The sequence below is a fragment of the Candidatus Amarolinea dominans genome, from assembly GCF_016704685.1.
Taxonomy (GTDB): domain Bacteria; phylum Chloroflexota; class Anaerolineae; order SSC4; family Amarolineaceae; genus Amarolinea; species Amarolinea dominans.
Genome location: NZ_JADIZS010000041.1, coordinates 23,679 through 44,022 on the forward strand (window position 1 = coordinate 23,679; position 20,344 = coordinate 44,022).

The following is a 20,344-nucleotide window of genomic DNA, read 5'->3' on the forward strand; positions in this document are numbered from 1 at the left end:
CCCTAAAAGGTCAGCGCCAGCGCGCCGAAGGTCAGCCCGGCGCCGCTGCCGACCAGGACGACGCGATCCCCACGCTGCACGCGGCCCGCGTCGTGGGCTTCGCCGAGCGCCAGGGGGATGGAGGCAGAGATGCAGTTGCCGCGTTCGGGCAGGTTGAGAAAGACTTGCTCCGGCTGAAAACCGAGGCGTGCGGTCAACAGCTCGACGCCATGACGGCTGGCCTGGTGCGGCACCACCAGGTTGACCTGCGATTTCGTCCAGGCGAGCTGGGTAAAGAAGTTCTCCAGGAAGGGGCCGATCAGCCGCGTGGCTTTCTTGAAAACGGCCGGCCCGTCCATGTGAAACATGTTCATCACCGGGGTGGTCTGGGGGTCATTGGGGTGATGCAGAGTGCCGCCGCCCAGCAGGCAGGTCAGATCGGCGCCGCTGCTGTAGGTGACCACCTGGCTGTGCCAGATCGCGCTGCTCTCCTGCGGCGCGGCCGGCGTGATGATGGCGGCTGCGGCCGCATCGCCAAAGAGGACGGCGCTCTCCCATTCCAGGGGGTTGAGCGAGCGCGAGGCTAGTTCGCTGCTGACGATCAGGACGCGCCGATAGAGGCCGCCCGCAACCAGGTGCGCGGCCGCTTGCAGCGCGACGAGAAAGCTCAGGCAGGTGGCGTTGACATCGAAGCACGCGCTGGCGCCGTCGGGCGCGCCCAACTCACGCTGGATGAGCGCGGCGGTGCAGGGAATGGCTTGCTGCGGCGCGCTGGAGGCTCCGATTATGGCGTCCAGGTCGGCGGGCGCCAGGCCGGCGCGGTCCAACGCCATGCGCGCCGCGGCCACGCCCATGCTGACGGAGGTTTCAGCAGTGGCGTAACGGCGCTCACGCACCCCGGTGGTGCGCTCGACCCAACCGCTGGGGATGTTGAGTTGGGCCTCGAGTTCGGCGCTGGTGACGCGCCGCGCCGGCAAGTACCATCCCAGCCCGGCGATTCTGACGGGTAGTTTCATCGGTAGATCCTGAAAAGATCGAGAGTTGCCAACTTTCACAAAGCGAGCAATTCTATTTACGCGAAAGCCATCTCTGCCACATCATCCAGACTGAAGGTCAGGTCAGCCTCGCGGTCATCATCGAAGGTCGCCCAATCGCCCGCTTCCACCCCGCGGTCACACAACGAGCGGTAGGTGCAAAACCGGCAGCGTGCTTCGTCTGGCGTGAGGGGCCAGGTGACGTCATGACGGCTGCTGATCTCCTCGATCAGCGCGCTGAGGTAGCGCCGATGGGCCTCGTGCTGGCGCGCGCTGTAGGCCAGGGTTTGCGGGCGCTGAGGATCGTTGGCAAACCAGTAGACCATGCGCACCTGTTCAGGCGCAATCGCTCCCAGGCCGAGGTCGGCGCCGGCTTCCACCAGGACAAAGGGATAGACCCAGCTCTGCATGCGCTGTGCCAACTGCACCCGCGTGGCCGGCCGGCGGCTGGTCTTCCAGTCCACGATAAAGGCCTGTCCATTTTCCTGGATAGCCAGCAAGTCGTAGCGCGCGGCCAGGCGCTGGCCGCTGATCACCGTGGAAAGCACCTCTTCGGCGCTGATGTTCCAACCGGGCTGGGCGCCGGCCGTCGAAGGCGTGGGCAGGCCGGGCGGCGGTGAGGCCAGGTAGGCTTGCCACCAGCGGCGCAGATCGAAATCCTGAATGCTGGCGCCGATGCGCTCAGCCGCAACTCCGCTGATGTGGCGCTGGATGAGGCGGTGAAAAAGCTGCCCCAACGCCTGATGGTGTTCGAAGTCGAGCAGCGGCTGCGATTCCAGCGCGGGCCAGGGTTGATTGAGCAGGAAGCGCAGTTGAAAACGCCGCGGACATTCGGTGTAGTCCTGCAGGCTGCCCTGGCTGAAGCTGAGTGCGGCCACGGTTGGCTGGCGACGAACCGGCGCGGGTGGAGCGGTGAGGGCGAGGGGGCGGGTGTCAGGGATCGCGGCCATCAGCGCATCACCCAGGGGAGGAAGCCACGCACGCCAGGGGTGGGCGTCGCGACAGGTGTGGGAGTGGGGCGAGCAGGGCAGGCTACGTTGAGTTCGAAGCTGCCAATTGCACCCTGGTAGCCATCCACCACCAGGTAGTAGAGGCCGGCGCTGTTGGCCGTGTGGCTGAGAAAACGATCCCCGTACGCCTGACACATGGAGGGCAGTGCGCCCGACAGGAGAAAGATGTCCAGGTCAGGGCCTTGTGGAGGGTAGGTCAGTTCGAGCTGCAGCGGCTCGCCCGCATCGAGGGACAAGGCGTAGACGCGCTCCGGTCCGCTCTCCAACCAGTCCGGGCGGCAGGCATACTGGCTGATCTGGCTGGCCGCGCCCAGGTTGGCGTCGCTCACCTGCTGCCAGCACTCGATGGGGGTTGCCAGCGAAAGATCAAGGCCCGGCGTCGCGGTGGGTGTCGCGGTGGCCGATGGCGTGGCGGTGGGGGTAGCCGTGGGGGTGATGGTCGCAGTGGGCGTGGGCGTCACAGTCGGTGGACGCGGGGTGGCGGTGGGGGTGCGCGTCGGGGTACGCGTGGGCGTCGGCGTGCGCGTCGGGGTCGGGGTGATGGTGGGGGTGGGGGTGTCGGTGCCCACGGCCGACCGGTAAGCGACCGACAGGCGCGCGGCCTGGTCCGGCCGAAAATCGAAGGTGAAGAGATCGAGATAGGCGCTGTTGTTACCGGAGCTGACCGCCAGCAGCACCAGAGCCTGGCCGCTGCCCCAGCCGGGGCGGGAGATGATCTCCTGCAGCACCGGCGCGAGGTCTGGCGACATGAACGTGGTCGTCGGCGTGTAGACCAGCGCCCAGTCCACATGCGCGTTGGTGCGCGGGCGCAGGTGCGCCAGGGTCTGCGCATGGTCGAAATCGGCCGCATCATCGCTGGCTTCACCCACCAGGGAAACCGGGATGGGGATGCCGGTCTGCCACAGGGCCGGGTTGAGGGAGAGGGTGGCGCTGACGATGATTACGCCCGGCGGGATGGCTACGTTCTGAAAACGCCAGCCGTCCACATAGTTGACGACGCTGCGCCCGAAACGCTGCAGGATGTCGCTGTTCAGGTTGGCCGGCGTGGAGTCCACCTTGACAGCGGTGTCGTCCAGAAACGCGCTGACCTCCATATTGACCACGGTGGCCTGCGGCGCGGCCGCCAGGGCGCGGGGAATGGGCTGGCGGTCAGGACTGATGAGCAGGAGCAGGCCGACCAACAGCAGCAGGAACAGAGCAAGCGTAGGCTGGAAGAGAATCGTTCGGTCACGCATGGGCGCATTGTAGCACGACTACGATGGGCGCCGCAAACCGCGCCAGTGGTGGCAATGGCCCCTTCAGTAGACCATGTCCCCACGCACGAAGGCGGCCGTGCGGGGATCACTGGGCGCCTCGAAAAACTGCGGCGTCGCGGTCAGTTCGATCAGGCGGCCGCCCAGCAGCAGACCGGTGCGATGGGCCAGGCGCCGCGCCTGAAATACATTGTGCGTCTCCAGCACCACCGTCAGGCCGGCCTCGCGGTTGGCTTCACGGATGATTTCTTCGATCAGGCCCACGTTGTAGGGGTCGAGGTTGGCGGTCGGTTCATCGAGCAGGAGCACCCGGGGGCGGATGATCAGCGCCCGCGCCAGGGCCACGCGCTGCATTTCACCGCCAGAGAGCAGGCGCGCCGGCTGCTGGGCCAGCGACGCCAGTCCCACCCGCGCCAGCATGGCATCCACCTGGCCGTCAGGCGTGATACCGCGCAGGCGCAGGCCAAGCGCCACGTTGTCAGCCACGCTGCTGCGCTGCAACGCCGGGCGCTGAAAGACGGTGGTCACCTGGCGGCGCAGGGCGAGCGGGGCCGGGTGGCGCACCAACTCCCCGGCAAAGCGCATGGCGCCAGCGGTGGGCGGCTCCAGGAAATTGAGCAGGCGCAGCAGGGACGATTTGCCGGCGCCGCTTGGCCCCACCAACGCCAACACCTGCCCCTCGTGTACGCCCAGGTGGGCGATATCCAGCACGGTGCGCCCCTGGTAGGCGTGTTGCAGTTTTTCGATCTCGTACAGTTCATTGAGGTTCATTAGAGATTTATTAGAGGTTCATCAGAGGTTTATTGTGAGCGACCTCGGTCGCCCGGCCGGGACCCGCTGACATTCAATCACGGCCCTGCAGGCGCAGGAAGGCCAGGTTAGCCGCGAAGGCCAGCACGAGCAGGATGACGCCCAGGGCCAGGGCCAGGGAAAAATCACCCTGCCGCGTCTCCAGCACGATGGCGGTGGTCAGCACCCGCGTCTTGCCGGCGATGTTGCCGCCGACGAGCATGACAGCGCCCACTTCGGAGATGATGCTGCCGAACGCGGCCACGATGGCGGCCACCACACCAATGCGCGCTTCCAGCAGCACGGCCCAGGCTTCCTGACGCGAGGTGGCGCCCAGGGCGCGCACCTGCACGCGCAGGGCCGGGTCCACGCCTTGCACGGCGGTCATCGTCAGGCTGGTCACCACCGGAAAGGCGATGACGGTCTGCGCCAGAATCATGGCGCTAGGGGTGAAGAGCCATCCCCAGGCGCCCAACGGCCCGCTGCGCGAAAGCAGGAGGTAGACGAAGAGGCCCACCACCACCGGCGGCAGGCCCATCCCCGTGTAGAGAAGCGCGGTGACCAACCCGCGCAGGCGCGTGCGAGAGAGACCGAGAGCCGCGCCCAACGGCACCCCGCCCAGCATACTCAGCAGGAGCGCCAGCCCCGTCACACGCAGGGAGAGCGTGATGATGGCAACCAAGCCAGCGTCGCCGCCTGCAATCAGGCGCAGGGCTTGGTCCAGGCTGTGCAGGATGTCGTTCATGTCGCTACTGATTCACATTTGGGTAGAACAGGGGCTGTCCGAACTGATCAACGCCAAAAGCGCCGATCAGTTGTTGGGTGGCGGGCGACAGGATCCAGGCGACAAATTGATCTGCCAGCGCCGTATTGACGCCAGGATGCGTCTGCGGGTTGACGGCCAGCACGCCATACGGGTTGAGCAGGCTCTTGTCCTTGTTGTCTGCCAGGCTGGCGCCGCCCACCAGGATGGCCAGGCCAGGCAGCTTGCTCTTCATCGCCAGGAAGGTGGCGCGATCGCTCAGGGTGTAGGCCTGGCGTTCCTGGGCAAAGAGCAGGGTGTCGCCCATGCCCTGGCCCAGGGCATTGTACCATGTCATTTCCGCAGTCGGTGTGATGCCGGCTGAGGCCCAGATCGAAAGCTCTTTGGTGTTGGTGCCTGACTTGTCACCGCGGCTGGCAAACGGCGCCTGCGCGGTCATGATGGCCCGGAACGCCTCTTTGGCGCTGCCCAGGCTGCCGATGGCGGCCGGGTCGGCCGTGGGGCCGACGATGATGAAGTCGTTGACCATCACGTCGAAGCGCGCCAACGCGTGGCCTTCCGCAACGAACTGGTCTTCACCCTTGCGGCTATGCACCAGCAGCACGTCGGCATCGCCCTGGCGTCCAATTTCCAGGGCCTGGCCGGTGCCCACGGCGACCACATCCACCTGGCACTGATAGGCCTTTTCGAAGACCGGCAGAATGGCATCCAGCAGGCCAGAATCGGCCGTGCTGGTCGTCGTAGCCAGGCGCAAGACGGCCGGCGGCGCAGGGGGTAAGGCGGTCGCAGGGGGCAGGGCGGTCGCAGTGGGCGCGGCGGAAGGGGAAGCACAGGCTGTCAACAGCAGGGCCAACAGGCAGACGATGACGAATAGACGAGAACGCATAAATCCTCCTCAATTGGTTATCAAAGCGTTATTCATTTTCATCATAACGCTCTACTCTGCCTATGATCTATGTCATAAATCGGCAAACACTTCGGCAAAACGCTGCTGCACCCATTCGTCCAGCCCTGTGCTGAGCAAGCGATAGCGCCGGATGAACTCCAGGGCCGCGGGCGTCAGCTCAGCGCCGCCGCCGTGGCTGCCGCCGATACGCGTTGTCAGCAGAGCCACGCCCAGGCCATGCTCCATCTCCTTGATCTTGCTCCACGCCACGCGATAGTTGACCTCCAACTGATCGGCCGCGGCCGAAATGGACCCGGTTGCGGCGATCGCCTCCAGGAGGGCAATGCGCCAGCCGCTGAGCACAACCTCCTCCTCGTGCGTCACCCACAGATTGATGTGCGGAGCCAGTGCGTTGGTCATCAGGTTATTCACCTATTTCATCGAACAAAGCCATAGTCCCGGCGGCAACGCGGCAACCATTCTGGCAATCACTTGCGCATATTCATGAGATTGGACTAATGTGTTGGCGAGCATTACTATTTCTCCCCCGGCTGGCCGTCAAGGGGGAGCGCCAGCTATCAATGTATGGAAACCGACGCGATTGTACCACGCGATTAGTCGCGGGGCAATTACACCGCTTCATGACGACCTGTGTCAATCGTCCGAATCCACGTCCGCGCCGATGATGCGGAAGCGCCGGGGCATCGGCAGCATGGATGGCGTCTCGACCGCGTCGAGCCGGTGGGCTGCGCCCTCGTGCCCCAACATCTGGCCGCCGTACCCGTAGGGAAGCTGCCCCATGGGGTTGACGATGATCATCGGCTGCGCGGATGGCGGTTGACGCGCATCGTGCGCCGGCGGCGCCGACGTCGGCAGGGTGCGCCGCATCAGCGAGGCAATCAACAGGCTGGTGGGAATACTGGCCGCCACGCCGAACACCACGCCAATCACTACCGCCATAGACTCAGTGCTCATGCGCTGGCCGATCACGACGGCCAACACGCCCACAAAAACCAACAGCGTCAACGGAATCCACTTGTTCATTATATTGGCCTCCTGGCCGCGCCGCGTCTCATGCGCGGCGATTGCCTTCACATCTTGACCAACTGCCTGGCTTCGGCGGGGCTCCAGCGCCGCGAGCGCCGCCCGCCCTCTCGCAACACGCCCACCAGGCGGCCCAGGGTACTCTCACCAATCCAGGCCGCTTGAAAGCGCACGGTCTGCCCTTTGGTCACCAGCAGGAAATCACCTGCACCGGTCAGTTTCTCCGCGCCGGAGCCGGCCAGGCCGGTGGCGATCTTCGCCTCTTCGGGGCTGGTGACGCTGCCCACCAGGCGCACAGGAAAGTTGGCCTTCAACAGCGGCCCGATGGCTGTGCTGGTCGGCTTTTGCGTGCAGCACACCAGGTGAATGCCCGCCTCGCGTCCGCGCTGCGCCAGGCGGGTGAGCGCCCGTTCCACGTCCCGGCCGCCGGCCTGCAGCAGGTCGGCCAGCTCATCCACCGCCACGACCAGTCGCGGCGAATCCACCGGACGCCGCAGTTGCCGCGCCATGGCGTCGCGCCGCTCCATCTCTGTCACCAGGTCGGTCAACACGCTGAGAATTTCGTTCTTGTCGGCCACCAACGGCCGCAACAGATGGGGAAGGCCGTCCAGCGGGCCGAAGCCGCGGCCTTTGGGGTCAATCAGCACCATTTGCAGCGCGCCCTGGCGATTGTGCATGGCGAGCGAGGAAAGCAGCGCACGCGCCAGAGCCGTCTTGCCACTGCCGGTGGTGCCCGCGATCAAGACGTGGGTGACATCCGGCGAGGAGAGGCGCAGGAGGAGCGGGGTGTGTTCTTCATCAATGCCCAGGACGCCGGTAATGGGAGGAATGTTGGCGAGGCGCGCGCACAGTGGCACCAATTCGATGCGCGGGGCTGCGCCCTCACGGGCGACTTCGATGCTGATCTTGTCGCCATCGCGAAAGATGCGCGTGGAGCGGGCGCCGAGCGCGAGGGCGATCTCTTCGGCCAGCGCGCCCACACGGTTGATGCGCGTGCCCATGGGAGTAACCAAATCAAAACGCACGAAGCGGGCGGTGACGGTCCCTCCCGCCACCCGTCCGCCCACCTTATGGCTGGCCAACACGGCCTCGATGCGGTCCGCCTGCATGTCGAGTTTGCGCTGCATAGAACGATCCTCCTCCGGCGCTCCGCCCGTCGTCTGCTTCCTGCCAGAAGCGGGCGCTGATAGAGGCGGGCCGTCACGCCCGAAGGTGCGCGGCCCTACCCAGGAACCTGGTAGACTGGAAGGGCCGGCAATAGGATCTTCTCTCTTGTGCGCAAAACCAATGATTGCCCTAATGGAACAAGTGTTCTAAGTATATCAGAACATTTGTTCTATGTCAAGAGGCGCGGACGGGCAATTTGCCCACCGATTGGCAGGCCAGCAAGGGCATGCGCGGGCACAGGGTTGCCATCACGGCGCTGGCGGCGTGATCTCTCGGCGCAGTTGTGCCAGGAACTGCTGCATGAACTGGGTGCGCTGCTGAGCTTCGGCGCGCGCGCTGGCAGTATGCATCAGTTCAGCGAGGCGCAGGAGCTTGACGTAGAAGTGATCGAGCACGTTGGATGTGTCATCCGGCGGGCGCTGGTCAGGAAACGGCTGGGCGCTGTCGAATAATGGTTTGCGCTGCGCCCCGCCCAAGAGCAGGCAGCGGGCAATGCCAATGGCGCCGATGGCATCGAGACGATCAGCGTCCTGCACGACCTTCGCTTCCAGGGTGCGGGGGGCGATGCCGGCGGAGAAGCTGTGCGCGACGATGGCGTGTTCGACGGCAGGGATCAGGGATGGCGGGTATCCGCTGAGACGCAGGAATTCGCCGGCCGCCTCGGCCGCCAGGGTGGAGGCGCGGGCGCGCTGCGGTGATGTCTTGGGCAGCAGGACGCAGTCGTGCAGCCACGCGGCCGGCAGTACGATTTCCAGGCGGGCGCCTTCGGCTACGGTTAACGCGCGTGCCATGTCCGCGACGCGACGCACATGGTCCATGTCGTGCGCGGGGTCGGCATCAACCAGGCGCGGGGACAGGAAGGCGAAGCAGCGTGCGGCCCAGAGGGTTTCGTCGAACGATCGAGTGCTCGATGGGTTCATGGCATGGTCATTATAGCACAGTGCCGGCAGCGCGGAGCCAGCGCACGGCAACGCCAAATTTGGCACGCCCGTGACCACAGCGAACGCGGCAAACACAAAGAAACGGCCGGCTGGTCGCAGATTGACGGGGGGGCGGGGGGGGCGTGCTCCTTGCGGTAGCAACATCGTTCAGATGTGGAATTCCTGGCCGGCGCGGGCCAGGGCGTGCGTGTGGGGTGCAACAGGCATTGGCTTAATCTGTTATTTTCAAGTAGAATTCGGGCGCCTGCGCGCTTGCAGGCGACATCCCCGTCATCTCGCACGTCAATGACCCGGCGCACGTGGGTCAGAGTCGTGTGCTAAGAAAGGCGCTGACATCGTCGTGGAAGAGGTCAATGTTGAAGTCCGGTCATCGTTGCTTCATGTTCTAAGGAATCGTGGCTTTTCGCGTCTGTGGGCGGCGCAGGCCATCTCCCTGACGGCGCAGTCTATGGTCAATTTTGCCGTCATTGTGCTGACCGAACGGGTCACGCAGCGATCCTTGTTTACCAGTCTGGCTATCCTGTCGTTCGTGATCCCGCCTGTGTTGGTGGGGGCGTTTGCCGGCGTGGTCGTGGACCGTTCCAACAAACCAGCCATGCTTTGGATTACCAATCTGCTGCGCATGCTGTTGCTGGTTTGCTTCTTCCTGTTCGACCGCGACTGGTCGCCCTCCATTCTGCTGATTGGTATTTTTCTGCTCACGGCGCTTTTCGCCGCGGTATCGCAGTTTTTCGGCCCGGCGGAAGCTGCCACCATTCCGCTGTTGGTGCCGCGCAACCAACTCCTGGCCGCCAACGCCCTCTTTGCCACCACCTATAACGCGTCGCTGGTGGGAGGAATGGCGATCTTGGGGCCAATTCTGGTGGCTTTCCTCGGTTTGCGGCGTTTGTGGCTGTTTGTGGCGGCGTTGTACGGATTGTGCGTCATCCTGGTGGCGCGCCTGCCCTCCGGGGACCGCAGTCACGAGAAGCCGCTGCTGGCGGTCCTGCGTGATTCAACCGACGGCCTGGGCGCAACGCTCCACCGGGAGTTTTGGGTGCCGGTGCGTGAGGGTTGGTCGTTCATGGCCGGCAATGCGCCCGTGCGCACGGCGACCATCAATCTGTCAGTGGCCTCGACCATCCTGCTGGTGGTCGCGACCTTGGGGCCAGGCTTCGTCAGCCGCATCCTGGGCCGCAACCCTGAGGATGTCAGTTTCTTGCTGCTGCCGGCCAGCCTGGGCATGCTGCTGGGCGTCGTGCTGGTGGGCCGGGTCGTGCGCCGGGTGGGCACGGCGCGGCTGATTAGCCTGAGCATGGTGGGGGGTGCGCTTTCCCTGGCCGGTCTGGCCCTCTCGCCGTTCTGGGGCAGCGCGCTGGCGCAACTTCTTTGGGGAACCAACGCGCCGGCTGACCTCCTGGGCAACACGATCCTGGGTGGGGCCATCGTCATGGCAGTTGGCCTGGGCCTGGTCAATTCCTTCATCACGGTGCCGGCCTACACGCAGTTGCAGGAGGAGACCGAAGATCACATGCGCGGGCGTGTCTTCGCTTCGCTCTTCATGATCACCGGTTCGCTCTCCATGCTGCCGGTGCTCTTTGCCGGTGCGCTGGCCGATTGGCTGGGTCTCGTCGCCGTGATGGTCGTCGTGGCGCTGATCATGGGGCTGGCCGGCCTGGCCACTCTGAGCCGTCGCTCACCGGCGCCTCAACCACGCGGCCAGACCGACGCGCCGCCTGGCAATTGAACCGTGAGCCATCTGTCAGATATCTGTCGCGGATCTGTGGTGTACCCGGCTGCCACGGGTTCCATACTCAGTAAACTCCCGGCGGGAGGCTGTCACCGGCAATCCAGCGGTTTGTGGCACGGGGCAGCGCAAATCACAGATTTCGGAGGGTCATATGTTGTACGGGGAAAGGGTCCGTTTACGGGCCATCGAGCGCACGGATCTGCCGACGTTCGTGCGCTGGTTCAATGATCCAGAGGTGCGCCAGTATCTTCTGATGTTCGAACCGATGTCCATGGCCATGGAGGAACGTTGGTTCGAGAAGCGGCTCAGCAGCGAAGATGATTATCTCTTCGGCATCGAGGCGCACGTCGGGGATGAGTGGGTCCACATTGGCAACAACGGTTTGCATCGTGTTGAATGGAAGAACCGGTTTGCCAACTTTGGCATCGCGCTGGGCGAAAAGGCGTATTGGGGTCAGGGTTACGGCACCGACGCCACCCGCACCATCCTCCAGTTTGCGTTTGGCGAGCTGAACCTGCACCGCGTCGAGCTCGATGTGTATGATTTCAACCCGCGCGGCATTCGCTGCTACGAAAAGGCCGGTTTCCGCCATGAAGGCGTCAGGCGCGAGGCGATCTTCCGCAACGGCCGGTACCACGACATCCTGACCATGGCGGCTCTTCAGCATGAGTTCAGCCTGCCAGGCGCCTGAGCCGGCTTCCGTGTCGCCTTGAACACCTGATCGGCCGGCCCAGGCGTCAGCGCCGTAACGGCAAAAGGGTTTGACTGATTGTACGTGCTTGAGGTATAGTAAGCCTGGTGAAGGCGTATTGTGCGTTCATCCTGACAGAAACGGCCCATGAGCCGAGATACAATGTGAGGAGCGCGACCCAGACGAAACCAAAGACCGCTGACGAACGTGAACCGGGCCGCATGATGGGTCGCATCGAGAGGAGTATGAATGATTGATTTGAGTTTTCTGAGCAACAAACTTGCCTGGCTGGCTGTGATTCCAGTCCTGGGCGTTCTTGTTTTCTGGCATGAGCTGGGCCACTTCTTGGCCGCGCTGTGGATGAAGGTCAAGGTCGAAGAGTTTGGCTTTGGCTACCCGCCCCGCATGGCGACGCTGTTCGAGCGCAAGGGCATCAAGTTTACACTGAACTGGCTGCCGTTGGGCGGCTTTGTGCGCATGGTCGGCGAAGAAACCGGGTTTGACACCGAGGGCAGCCTGACGTCGAAGAAGCCTTACCAACGCGCGATCGTCCTGCTGGCCGGCCCGTTGATGAACCTGATCCTGGCGCCAATTCTATACGCCGTGGTTTTCTCGTCCGGTGTACCGTATCCCCTGGGCAAGGTGGAAATCACCACGGTTGTGGCAGGTTCGCCGGCCGAACAGGCTGGCATCCTGGCGGGCGACCAAATCGTCATGGTGGGCGATGTGCGCCCAACCACCACCGACGCGGTGCGCGAGACGATCGTGCAGTACCGCGGGCGTCTCATGCCGATTATCGTGCAGCGCGGGGATCAGACCTACAGTCTCTCCCTCACCCCGCGCACCGTGGAGGAAACACCGACCGACCAGGGAGCAGCGGGAGTCGGCATCCAGCGCGCGCTGGTCACAGCCAGCGGCTTCGGCCAGGCCGTGACGATGGGCATTCAGCGCAGCGGTGAAGTGGTCATCATGATGATCACTGGCCTGGGTGAATTGCTCCGTAACGTAATCGCACCGGCGCCAGATGCACCGCCCATGGGTGGCGTCGCCGGCCCGGTGGGCATTGCGCGCATCACCGGCGAGTTGGCGCGGCAGGGACTCCTGCCGTTGATCGAGCTGACCGCTTTTCTGAGCCTCAACTTCTTCATTATCAACCTGCTGCCCCTGCCCGCGCTGGACGGTGGACGCTTGGTCTTCGTGCTGCTGGAGGCCATTCGCCGCGGCAAACGCATTCCGCCAGAACGCGAAGCCCTGGTCCACCTGGTTGGCATGATGGGGTTACTGGCGCTCATGTTGGTCATCTCCTATTTTGATCTGGCGGCCTGGTGGAGCGGCGCGCCTCTGTTCCCCGCACAGTAGACGATGCGCAAGATCGGTTTTGACGGCCTCCGGGCGCGGTACGCGGGTACTATTGTCTCTCCCGACCGCCATGCCTACAATATCACCGAAACAATGAGTCGCTGTCGCTCTTTGTGCAACATCAAAAGAGCGAAGCTCAAAGGCTAAAGGAGGTTCGTCATGTCTCGTCGTTCAATAGTTGCCTTCCTGGTGACGGTGCTGATGGTTGCGGTGGTTGGCGTTGTTCCCGCTGGTGCGCATGTGTCGTGGTGCTCATCTGACCCCGTTGTCACTCTGCCTGACGGTAGCGTTGTCAATGTGGTGGTGGAGGCGCCGGTCGAGTACACCGGTTCAACCGTGAGCGTCAACCTGCTGGCCCCGCGAGGGTCAGTACTGACCGCGGTACTCGCAGGTGATCTCGATCTGGACGTGAATTTTCATGCCGTTCAACATGCTAACCGTATGTTCCTGGTTGTGGCGCCCCACGGTAATTTTCCGCTGCGGGTAACGGTGACACGCGATGGCGCCACGGTGGCCTACGCCGAGGGCGAGTCCGGCCACGCGCTGACCATGTGGGTGAACTTCTAGGTCTCCAGTCTGGACACTCCCCAAACCCCAAATTGGGAATAAAAACCGGCGGTGCTATAATCACCGCCGGTTCTTCTTATGCAAAAAATCGCCAAGACACTCATATCACCGCTAGTGCCCATCCTTTGGCTGGTGTCAGGCACCGTGTGGTTTGCCTGGCATGGCTGGCAGGAAGTGCATAACCCCAGCCCACTGGCCACCCCAGGTTACTTCGACTGGTTGCGCTACCTGGAGCGTCTGACGCCCACCTGGAGCCTGGCGTTGACCCTGGCGCTGCTGGTGTTCGTGGGCGGCGGCTGGCTCCTGTGGCAGCAAACCCGCTTTGACCGCTGGCTGTTGGCAGCGGCCGGCATTGCCCTGCTGGCCCTGGCGGCATGCCGACCGGTCACCAATGGCTTCAGCTTGTTGATGGCGGTCGTCCTGGCTGCCATTACGGCCGCGGCCGGCCGCTGGGTCATGCGCCGCCTCGCCATCGCGCACGAGCAGACGGCAAACACGCTCTTCTTCGCATGGATCATCGGCTGCGGTCTACTGGTACTCAGCGCGTTGACGCTTGGCTCCCTGCATCTGCTGTCCACCTGGACACTGGGTCTGGCGTTGGCCCTGGCTGCGCTGGTAGCTCGCCACGATCTGTGGTGGCTGGGACAAACCGCGCGCACCTGGCGCCCCTCGTTGCCCGCAGGCAGCAGCCAGCGCCTCATGCTGCTGGCGCTGGCGCCGTTCGCCGCGCTCGATCTGCTCGGCGCGCTGGCGCCGGTTGCTGCTTTCGACGCCACTTGGTACCATGTCTTCCTGCCCCGGCTCTATTTGCAGGTCGGCGGCCTTGACTACTTCCCGGCACTCTATCGCAGCCTGTGGTTTAGCAATGTCGAGATGCTCAACCTTTGGGGTCTGGCCCTGGCCGGTGACCAACTGGTGCAGTTGATCAGCTTGGGCCTCACGTTCTTATTGCTTCTGGGCGTGTTCGTGGCCGCACGTCAATGGTTTGGAACACAGATTGCACTCCTGGCCGTCCTGCTCCTCTTCACCACCCCGGTCGTCGCCAGCTATGCGCCGTTGGCCTACGTAGACATTCCATTGGCTCTCTTTCACCTTGCAACTGCCCTGGCCTGGTTGCGCTGGATCCAAACCGACAAAGCCGGCTGGCTGCTTACGGCCGGCCTGGCTGCCGGCCTGGCTGCCGGCACCAAGCTTCTGGGCTGGCCCTACCTGGTGCTGTTTGTCGTGCTGACGCTGGGCCGTTTACTCTGGCGGCCACGCGCTGGTCGCTGGTCGCTACTCGCGGCCGCCATACTGGTAGCGGCGCTGCCGTCTGTGCCCTGGCTGTGGCGCGCCTGGGCCCTGGGTGGTGATCCAATCTTTCCGTTTGGGTTTAGTTGGTTTACAGAGGCAACCTGGAACCAATGCGCCGATCTCTTACACAAGGCACACTTTGCCTACGTCGGCGTCGGTAAGGTGCGCAGCCTGGCTGCGGTGGGCGTGATACTCTATTTGGTCGCGCTCTATGGCAGCGGCATCTGGTTGAGCTTGGTCTGGCCGATCACGTTGTTGCCGCTATTGCGGGCCGGATTTGGAGATAAACGGCGCGTCCTGATCCGGTTGATGATAGCTGGCATGCTGGTGACCCTCATGCAGGCTTTTCTCTTTCCCATGCCGCGCTTCTTTATCTTCGCGCAAGCGCTGGGCGCCATTGTCGTGGCAGCCTGCACCTGGTTTTACCTGACGCACGGCCCGGCGTGGTCACGCAAGCTGATGACGGCGCTCTTGGCGATCGCTATGGCGCTGGGGCTGGCCCATGCGGCCTCCGCACGCCCTGACGCCACGCGTGCGGTGTTGGGGCTGGAAAGCGAGGTGGAAGCGCTCAGTCGGGGCTTGCCGGAATATGACGCGATGGCGTGGGCAAACCGTAACCTGCCAGCCGAGGCGCGGGTGCTCAACTGGTCCTTGCGCGGTTCTTTCCTGTCGCGTGACCAGGTGCCGGTTGACCCGGCCTTTCAGGGATTGCTCGATTTTTCCCAACTGACGGACGCGCAGCGCTTTCTGACCCGTCTGCACGAACTAGGCATCACCCATCTGCTGGTGCTGCCCGATGGTCGCCAGTTCTTCTATCCCCAGGGCAGCGAGGTGGCCGCACATCTCGATGCGTTCCTGGCCGCGGTTGACTCCCATCTGACTCTGCTTTACGCGCACAATGGCACGCGTGTCTATGCCATTGACACCGAGGGCCGCGTGCCGCCAATCCCCTTGCCTGGCATTGCACTTTGCCGCTAACGCGAGAATCTACTGGGCCGGCCGACTTCTCACGGCAGGGCGTGGCGCGTATCAATGACCAGCGCGGCGCGCCGGGTCACATCAGCCCAATCGTACATGGAATGATCGGTGGCAATCACCACGCAATCGGCTGTCTCCAGCGCCAACGCCAGGTCGGTCACCGATTTCAGGGCATGGCCGTTATGTCGAAACGAGGGGACATGGGGATCGTGGTAGCTCACGGCCGCGCCCTTCAAGCTCAACAGTTCGACGATGTCCAGCGCCGGTGACTCGCGCACATCGTCAATGTCCTTCTTGTACGCCACGCCCAACACCAAGACCTTGCTGCCACGCACAGGCTTGCCCACATCATTCAGGGCATCCTGCACCTTGTTGACCCAATAGCGCGGCATTTCGCTGTTGATCTCGCCGGCCAATTGAATGAAGCGCGCATTGTAGTTGAGAGTCTTCAATTTCCATGACAAATAGTGCGGGTCAAGCGGGATACAGTGCCCGCCAACGCCCGGGCCAGGCGTGAATTTCATAAAGCCATAGGGCTTGGTGTTGGCGGCATCAATCACCTCCCACACATCAATGCCCAGCTTGTCGCACATGATGGCCGTTTCGTTGACCAGGGCGATGTTGACCGCGCGGAAGGTGTTTTCCAGTAGTTTGACCATCTCCGCGGTCTGTGTCGAAGAGACCGGCACAATCGTCTGGATGGCCTGGCGATACATCGCCACAGCCACTTCCAGGCAGCCAGCGGTCAGGCCGCCCACCACCTTGGGTGTGTTCTCGACCGTGTAGTCCTTGCGTCCGGGGTCAATGCGTTCCGGCGAAAAGGCCAGGAAGAAATCGGCGCCCGCACGCAGTCCGCCGGCCTCCAGCATAGGGCGCAGCAGTTCTTCGGTCGTACCCGGATAGGTGGTTGACTCCAGTGATACCAACATACCGGGATGAACATAGCGGGCCACCGATTCACCGGCCGCGATCAGGTAGCGCACATCCGGGTCGCGCGTCTTGCTCAGCGGCGTCGGCACGCAGATAATGGCCGCGTCGCAGGTGGACAGCGCACCGAAATCGGTTGTGGCTGACAGGGCGCCGCGTGCAACTGCCGCGGCCAGGCGGGTCGTAGCCACATCTTCCACATAGGACTCGCCGCCATTGATGGCCTTGACCTTGTTCTGGTCAACGTCAATGCCGATCACGGTGAAACCGGCCTCAACAAAGGCGACGGCCAACGGCAAACCGACATAGCCGAGGCCGATGATCGCAATGCTGGCGGATCGTGCATTGAACTTGGTCAGCAGGTGGGATTTGATCTCTGACATCATGCCCTTACTCTTTCGGAAATAGGCGCCTGGCGCCCCAGTGTGTCAGCCACGCGCCGGATCGTTTCAGGCAGAGGGATAGCGGGCGCCCAACCAGTCAGGGCGCGCAATTTACTCGTGTCGGGCACGCGGCGGCGCATGTCTTCAAAACCAGGGGCGTAGGCATCCGCGTAGGCGACAAATTGGATGCGCGGATCATCGTCGGCGGGTGGAGCCTGCGGGAAAAGAACCTGCAGAATGAGGCGAGCCAGGTCGAGGATCGAAATCTCCTCGCTGCCGCCAATGTTGAAGACCTCCCCCGCGGTGTCAGGCCGGGCGGCCAGGGCCAGGGCGGCGCGCACCACGTCAGCCACATCGCAGAAGCAGCGGCTCTGTTGGCCGTCGCCATAGACAGTCAAAGGCTGCCCCGCCAGCGCCTGTGCGACCAGGCGCGGGATGACCATACCGTAGCGGCCAGTTTGCCGGGGGCCGATCGTGTTGAAAAAACGCATGATCGTGACTGGCAACCCTTGCTCCTGGTAATAGGCCAGCCCCAGGAATTCATCCACCATCTTGCTGGCGGCATAGGCCCAGCGGCTCTTGTTGGTAGGGCCGAGGAGGACATCGTCGGCTTCGTTGAAGGGCACGCGGCTGCCTTTGCCATACACCTCCGAGGTCGAGGCGATCAACACGCGGGCACGATAGCGCGCGGCCGTGCGCAGAACCGCCTCGGTGCCCATGACATTGGTTTCGATGGTATGCACGGGCTGGCGCACAATCAGTTCCACGCCCACGGCCGCAGCCAGGTGAAAGACCAGGTCGCACTCGCTGGTCAGCCGATCGAGCACGATGTCGTTGGTGATCGAGTCAATGGCGAAATGGAAGGCCGGATGGCCGACAAGATGAGCGATATTCTCGAATCGGCCGGTTGACAGGTTATCCATGATCGTGACGCGATGGTCGGCAGCCAGCAGCGCCTCGGCCAGGTGACTGCCAATAAAACCGGCGCCACCGGTAATCAATACACGCACACAGCACCTCGTTTGTTGCAGAAGCCTGGGTTACGGTGCAGCACAGCCGACAGGTTGCGACTAGCCCTGACCAGCCCGGCTCAGCTCTTCATCATGATAGTGAATCTGGCGCCCTTTGCCACGCGTGCCTCGGCGCAGGCGTGTCTCTTCATGTTCGCGCGCGATCTCGATCAGATCGAGCGGGTCAATGTCATCGGGCGCCGCCAACTCCAACTCCTGCACCGGCACCTCAGCCGGCCGCGCCCAGCCCAAGAAGTTCAGCAGAATGTGAACCCGTTTCGCAGGCGTGGTGGGGCCTTCGAAGATGCCCATGAGACCTTGCAGCGCGCCCGAACGGATACGCACGCGATCACCCGGCTGGAAGGGATGCGTGGGCAACCCGCCCTCGGCCCAGATGAGGTCCACCCGCTCACGGATGGCCTCGATCACCTCGTCCCCCACGATAGCTGGACGCCGTTCCACGGTGACAATGCCGCGAATCCCTGGCGTCCAGGCAATGGTGCGGTAGCCGGTGACGTCAAAATCAATACGGGCAAACAAATAGCTCGGAAAATAGGGCTGAGTGGTGCGCCCCGGGCGAGGGTGCAGCGACTTGAGGGTCGGCAGATAGGTCTCGACAGGGTGTCGGGCGAGAATCTCGGCAACCAGGTATTCAGCGTTCGGCTTGACATGCAGCGCGTACCAGTTTAACAAAGGAACGCCCTCACCTAAGATGTGCAATCAAATTGCAGCATTAGTTTAACACAAACGGCCCTGCTTTCAAAAATGAACGTAGGGCCGTTGCTCATTTGGCGCTTTGTTGACCATTCGCTAGAATCAGCGCAGCGGGTCAGGCCAGGTGGCGACGTAGCCAGGCGACCGCGTAACTCAGCAGGGGACGGCTATCCTGGGGCGGGTCCGCCTCCTGTACGACGTCATCGTCAGGCAGAAATGTCCAGGCTAACAAAATAATAACAGCACTCAGAATCAGCCACGGCATGTTGTGTTTCCTCCTGGTATGATCAGTATCTCGTTGTCGCATGCAGAGGTGAAACGAGTATGAATTTCATGCGTCAGTTGCCTGACAGTTCTTTCATCTATGATGCTAAAGTATGAGGCCAAAGTTTTTCATGCTTTGGGCTTTTCGGGGACCGATTGTACTGCAAGCGGGCACGAATTGCGCCTGTTTCCTCAGGCGGAAAAGCGAAGTCTATTCCCGCTTGCAGTATATCACAACGAATAGCCGTGCGGGCTGGTTCCCTGCCTGGCGCCATGAACAGACGTAATTGGATTAAGGTTGAGTGAGTAACCGTTATGGAGATCAACATCAAACTGGGCGAACCCCTGTGGCGGGCTGTCGGTCAGCGCCGCGTGCAGATTGCGTGGTCGGACGATAGCCCGCCGACTATTGCCGACCTCCTGGCCTATCTGCAAGGCAACTATGCCGGTTTTGCACAGGCGCTGGCGACGGTGGATGGCATCACGCATGTCAACCCCTATCAGTTCTTCATTGACTCGCGTATTGTGACTGCGCAGGCTATCGGCTCGCGGCGCTTGCGAGCCGGGGAGACCGTGTATATTTTCCTGCCGGCGGCCGGCGGCTGGGACTGCGCACCGCTGCCGCGCAGCTTTTTGCTCATTCCACCCCTGTCCATTCCGGGATAAGCTTTCCGAACCGGGCTTTTCAAGGTAGGTTTTCTTGGCAAACACGGTACCCTTCGCATATTGAGCCGGAAACGGGTTGAGGTCATACTAGCGCCAGTGTCACTCGCGAGGTCGGCCTGTCTTGGGCAGACACGCCACACATGGGGTACACACGCAGGGCATCGGACGTATGATCATCTTCCTACGTTTACTATTGGGTCATCTGGTTGGCGATTTTGCGCTTCAGACCGGCAAAGTTGCCCGTGGCAAGTTGGGCGGCTGGCGCGGACTTCTGATCCACGCCGGGCTGGTGACGTTTTCCATGCTCTGCTTTGGCGCCGGCGCGTTTGCCGGATGGCTTCCGTGCATACTGGCACTCGGCGTCGCCCATCTTTTGATTGACAGCGTGCGCACGTTCCTCGTTCGCGGCTTGCCCCCGCAGCGAGGGCTGCTCTATCTCGCCGCCGACCAAACAGCGCACATCCTGACCCTGCTGGCTACCACTGTCTGGGGCGCGCAGGTGCCGTGGCACGACTTGTGGCGACCGCCGCAGTTTGCGCTCAATGTTTCGGAAGGTCAACTGCTGGGGCTGTCTTGCCTGATCTTGCTGGTGTGGGTCGAGCCGGTCGTGGAGATGGAAATCCTGCGCGCCATGACGGTCGGCATACCAGCCGTCAGGCCAACCATTCACCCTGTGGATCGCATCCTCGGCGCGCTCGAACGTCTGCTTTTGCTGAATCTGCTGCTGATTGGTTTCGTTGGCCTGGCGCCCCTGGTGCTCGTCCCGCGCCTGGTCATTTATCGAACGCTGGGCAACCTGCGCCAGGAGCCATTGTTCAGTTTAGCCCTCATTCGCGCCAGCACCAGCGCCCTCTTCGTCGTTGCCATGACGTTCTGCCTCTATCTGCTCTAACACGC

General features: G+C 63.0%; 21 protein-coding genes. 7 read left to right on the forward strand and 14 right to left on the reverse strand.

Features of this window, described 5'->3' with window-relative positions; all coding sequences use genetic code 11:
- Nucleotides 1-2: 2 nt before the first annotated feature.
- The 10 genes from IPF85_RS20770 to IPF85_RS20815 all read right to left on the reverse strand — a co-directional run bounded on the left by IPF85_RS20770 (nucleotide 3) and on the right by IPF85_RS20815 (nucleotide 8,845).
- Entirely contained in the window at nucleotides 3-995 is a 993-nt protein-coding gene (locus tag IPF85_RS20770; RefSeq protein ID WP_343409974.1) for a beta-ketoacyl-ACP synthase 3, read from the reverse strand.
- A 56-nt stretch (nucleotides 996-1,051) separates the two neighbouring features.
- Nucleotides 1,052-1,963, reverse strand: coding sequence for a PD-(D/E)XK nuclease family protein (locus tag IPF85_RS20775; protein WP_343409975.1), 912 nt, complete (start codon nucleotides 1,961-1,963; stop codon nucleotides 1,052-1,054).
- The gene (locus tag IPF85_RS20780; RefSeq protein WP_343409976.1) at nucleotides 1,963-3,258 is read right to left on the reverse strand and encodes a hypothetical protein; all 1,296 of its coding nucleotides are present in this window, start codon (nucleotides 3,256-3,258) and stop codon (nucleotides 1,963-1,965) included. The genes IPF85_RS20775 and IPF85_RS20780 overlap by 1 nt, the downstream gene beginning before the upstream one ends.
- Nucleotides 3,259-3,321: 63 nt before the next feature.
- Nucleotides 3,322-4,047 (reverse strand): phosphate ABC transporter ATP-binding protein, encoded by a 726-nt coding sequence (locus IPF85_RS20785; RefSeq protein WP_343409977.1) that lies wholly within the window; start codon nucleotides 4,045-4,047, stop codon nucleotides 3,322-3,324.
- A 73-nt stretch (nucleotides 4,048-4,120) separates the two neighbouring features.
- Complete coding sequence (locus IPF85_RS20790) at nucleotides 4,121-4,810, reverse strand: ABC transporter permease (RefSeq protein WP_343409978.1); 690 nt, start codon at nucleotides 4,808-4,810, stop codon at nucleotides 4,121-4,123.
- 4 nt (nucleotides 4,811-4,814) lie between these two features.
- The gene (locus IPF85_RS20795) at nucleotides 4,815-5,714 is read right to left on the reverse strand and encodes a substrate-binding domain-containing protein (RefSeq protein WP_343409979.1); all 900 of its coding nucleotides are present in this window, start codon (nucleotides 5,712-5,714) and stop codon (nucleotides 4,815-4,817) included.
- A gap of 72 nt (nucleotides 5,715-5,786) precedes the next feature.
- Nucleotides 5,787-6,134, reverse strand: a complete 348-nt coding sequence (locus IPF85_RS20800) for a LysR family transcriptional regulator (protein WP_343409980.1) — start codon at nucleotides 6,132-6,134, stop codon at nucleotides 5,787-5,789.
- A 234-nt stretch (nucleotides 6,135-6,368) separates the two neighbouring features.
- The gene (locus IPF85_RS20805; protein WP_343409981.1) at nucleotides 6,369-6,758 is read right to left on the reverse strand and encodes a hypothetical protein; all 390 of its coding nucleotides are present in this window, start codon (nucleotides 6,756-6,758) and stop codon (nucleotides 6,369-6,371) included.
- A gap of 47 nt (nucleotides 6,759-6,805) precedes the next feature.
- Nucleotides 6,806-7,885: a DNA translocase FtsK gene (locus IPF85_RS20810; RefSeq protein WP_343409982.1), complete on the reverse strand. Its 1,080-nt coding sequence runs from the start codon at nucleotides 7,883-7,885 to the stop codon at nucleotides 6,806-6,808.
- A gap of 288 nt (nucleotides 7,886-8,173) precedes the next feature.
- Entirely contained in the window at nucleotides 8,174-8,845 is a 672-nt protein-coding gene (locus IPF85_RS20815) for an HD domain-containing protein (RefSeq protein WP_343409983.1), read from the reverse strand.
- A gap of 361 nt (nucleotides 8,846-9,206) precedes the next feature.
- Here IPF85_RS20815 and IPF85_RS20820 point away from each other — a divergent pair, with 361 nt between their 5' ends.
- From IPF85_RS20820 to IPF85_RS20840, 5 genes are all read left to right on the forward strand, one after another.
- The gene (locus IPF85_RS20820) at nucleotides 9,207-10,592 is read left to right on the forward strand and encodes an MFS transporter (protein ID WP_343409984.1); all 1,386 of its coding nucleotides are present in this window, start codon (nucleotides 9,207-9,209) and stop codon (nucleotides 10,590-10,592) included.
- A 154-nt stretch (nucleotides 10,593-10,746) separates the two neighbouring features.
- A complete protein-coding gene (locus IPF85_RS20825) occupies nucleotides 10,747-11,286 on the forward strand; it encodes a GNAT family protein (RefSeq protein WP_343409985.1) in 540 nt (179 codons plus the stop codon).
- A gap of 249 nt (nucleotides 11,287-11,535) precedes the next feature.
- Nucleotides 11,536-12,645, forward strand: a complete 1,110-nt coding sequence (locus IPF85_RS20830; RefSeq protein ID WP_343409986.1) for a M50 family metallopeptidase — start codon at nucleotides 11,536-11,538, stop codon at nucleotides 12,643-12,645.
- A 159-nt stretch (nucleotides 12,646-12,804) separates the two neighbouring features.
- The gene (locus IPF85_RS20835) at nucleotides 12,805-13,212 is read left to right on the forward strand and encodes a hypothetical protein (protein ID WP_343409987.1); all 408 of its coding nucleotides are present in this window, start codon (nucleotides 12,805-12,807) and stop codon (nucleotides 13,210-13,212) included.
- Between the two features lie 144 nt (nucleotides 13,213-13,356).
- Nucleotides 13,357-15,483, forward strand: a complete 2,127-nt coding sequence (locus IPF85_RS20840; protein WP_343409988.1) for a glycosyltransferase family 39 protein — start codon at nucleotides 13,357-13,359, stop codon at nucleotides 15,481-15,483.
- Between the two features lie 29 nt (nucleotides 15,484-15,512).
- Here the strand turns inward: IPF85_RS20840 and IPF85_RS20845 are convergent, their stop codons facing one another.
- The 4 genes from IPF85_RS20845 to IPF85_RS20860 all read right to left on the reverse strand — a co-directional run bounded on the left by IPF85_RS20845 (nucleotide 15,513) and on the right by IPF85_RS20860 (nucleotide 18,782).
- Nucleotides 15,513-16,796: a nucleotide sugar dehydrogenase gene (locus tag IPF85_RS20845; protein ID WP_343409989.1), complete on the reverse strand. Its 1,284-nt coding sequence runs from the start codon at nucleotides 16,794-16,796 to the stop codon at nucleotides 15,513-15,515.
- The gene (locus tag IPF85_RS20850; protein ID WP_343409990.1) at nucleotides 16,793-17,803 is read right to left on the reverse strand and encodes an NAD-dependent epimerase/dehydratase family protein; all 1,011 of its coding nucleotides are present in this window, start codon (nucleotides 17,801-17,803) and stop codon (nucleotides 16,793-16,795) included. The genes IPF85_RS20845 and IPF85_RS20850 overlap by 4 nt, the downstream gene beginning before the upstream one ends.
- A gap of 60 nt (nucleotides 17,804-17,863) precedes the next feature.
- On the reverse strand, nucleotides 17,864-18,496 hold the full coding sequence (locus IPF85_RS20855) for a transcription termination/antitermination NusG family protein (RefSeq protein WP_343409991.1): 633 nt from the start codon (nucleotides 18,494-18,496) through the stop codon (nucleotides 17,864-17,866).
- Between the two features lie 136 nt (nucleotides 18,497-18,632).
- Nucleotides 18,633-18,782 carry a hypothetical protein gene (locus IPF85_RS20860; RefSeq protein WP_343409992.1) on the reverse strand — a complete coding sequence of 50 codons (150 nt, stop codon included), beginning with the start codon at nucleotides 18,780-18,782 and terminating at the stop codon, nucleotides 18,633-18,635.
- A gap of 314 nt (nucleotides 18,783-19,096) precedes the next feature.
- Between IPF85_RS20860 and IPF85_RS20865 the strand changes: the two genes are divergently transcribed.
- Together IPF85_RS20865 and IPF85_RS20870 are read left to right on the forward strand one after the other, a co-directional pair.
- Nucleotides 19,097-19,447, forward strand: a complete 351-nt coding sequence (locus IPF85_RS20865) for a hypothetical protein (protein ID WP_343409993.1) — start codon at nucleotides 19,097-19,099, stop codon at nucleotides 19,445-19,447.
- A 169-nt stretch (nucleotides 19,448-19,616) separates the two neighbouring features.
- A complete protein-coding gene (locus IPF85_RS20870; RefSeq protein WP_343409994.1) occupies nucleotides 19,617-20,339 on the forward strand; it encodes a DUF3307 domain-containing protein in 723 nt (240 codons plus the stop codon).
- Nucleotides 20,340-20,344 lie beyond the last annotated feature (5 nt).

Bases quoted from the DNA above. Each gene is read 5' to 3' on its own strand.
- IPF85_RS20845 (WP_343409989.1), bottom strand. From the start codon at position 16,796: ATGATGTCAGAGATCAAATCCCACCTGCTGACCAAGTTCAATGCACGA.
- IPF85_RS20830 (WP_343409986.1), top strand. From the start codon at position 11,536: ATGATTGATTTGAGTTTTCTGAGCAACAAACTTGCCTGGCTGGCTGTG.
- IPF85_RS20835 (WP_343409987.1), top strand. From the start codon at position 12,805: ATGTCTCGTCGTTCAATAGTTGCCTTCCTGGTGACGGTGCTGATGGTT.
- IPF85_RS20870 (WP_343409994.1), top strand. From the start codon at position 19,617: ATGATCATCTTCCTACGTTTACTATTGGGTCATCTGGTTGGCGATTTT.
- IPF85_RS20775 (WP_343409975.1), bottom strand. From the start codon at position 1,963: ATGGCCGCGATCCCTGACACCCGCCCCCTCGCCCTCACCGCTCCACCC.
- IPF85_RS20810 (WP_343409982.1), bottom strand. From the start codon at position 7,885: ATGCAGCGCAAACTCGACATGCAGGCGGACCGCATCGAGGCCGTGTTG.
- IPF85_RS20800 (WP_343409980.1), bottom strand. From the start codon at position 6,134: ATGACCAACGCACTGGCTCCGCACATCAATCTGTGGGTGACGCACGAG.
- IPF85_RS20805 (WP_343409981.1), bottom strand. From the start codon at position 6,758: ATGAACAAGTGGATTCCGTTGACGCTGTTGGTTTTTGTGGGCGTGTTG.
- IPF85_RS20785 (WP_343409977.1), bottom strand. From the start codon at position 4,047: ATGAACCTCAATGAACTGTACGAGATCGAAAAACTGCAACACGCCTAC.
- IPF85_RS20780 (WP_343409976.1), bottom strand. From the start codon at position 3,258: ATGCGTGACCGAACGATTCTCTTCCAGCCTACGCTTGCTCTGTTCCTG.
- IPF85_RS20795 (WP_343409979.1), bottom strand. From the start codon at position 5,714: ATGCGTTCTCGTCTATTCGTCATCGTCTGCCTGTTGGCCCTGCTGTTG.
- IPF85_RS20770 (WP_343409974.1), bottom strand. From the start codon at position 995: ATGAAACTACCCGTCAGAATCGCCGGGCTGGGATGGTACTTGCCGGCG.
- IPF85_RS20865 (WP_343409993.1), top strand. From the start codon at position 19,097: ATGGAGATCAACATCAAACTGGGCGAACCCCTGTGGCGGGCTGTCGGT.
- IPF85_RS20790 (WP_343409978.1), bottom strand. From the start codon at position 4,810: ATGAACGACATCCTGCACAGCCTGGACCAAGCCCTGCGCCTGATTGCA.
- IPF85_RS20860 (WP_343409992.1), bottom strand. From the start codon at position 18,782: ATGCCGTGGCTGATTCTGAGTGCTGTTATTATTTTGTTAGCCTGGACA.
- IPF85_RS20825 (WP_343409985.1), top strand. From the start codon at position 10,747: ATGTTGTACGGGGAAAGGGTCCGTTTACGGGCCATCGAGCGCACGGAT.
- IPF85_RS20815 (WP_343409983.1), bottom strand. From the start codon at position 8,845: ATGAACCCATCGAGCACTCGATCGTTCGACGAAACCCTCTGGGCCGCA.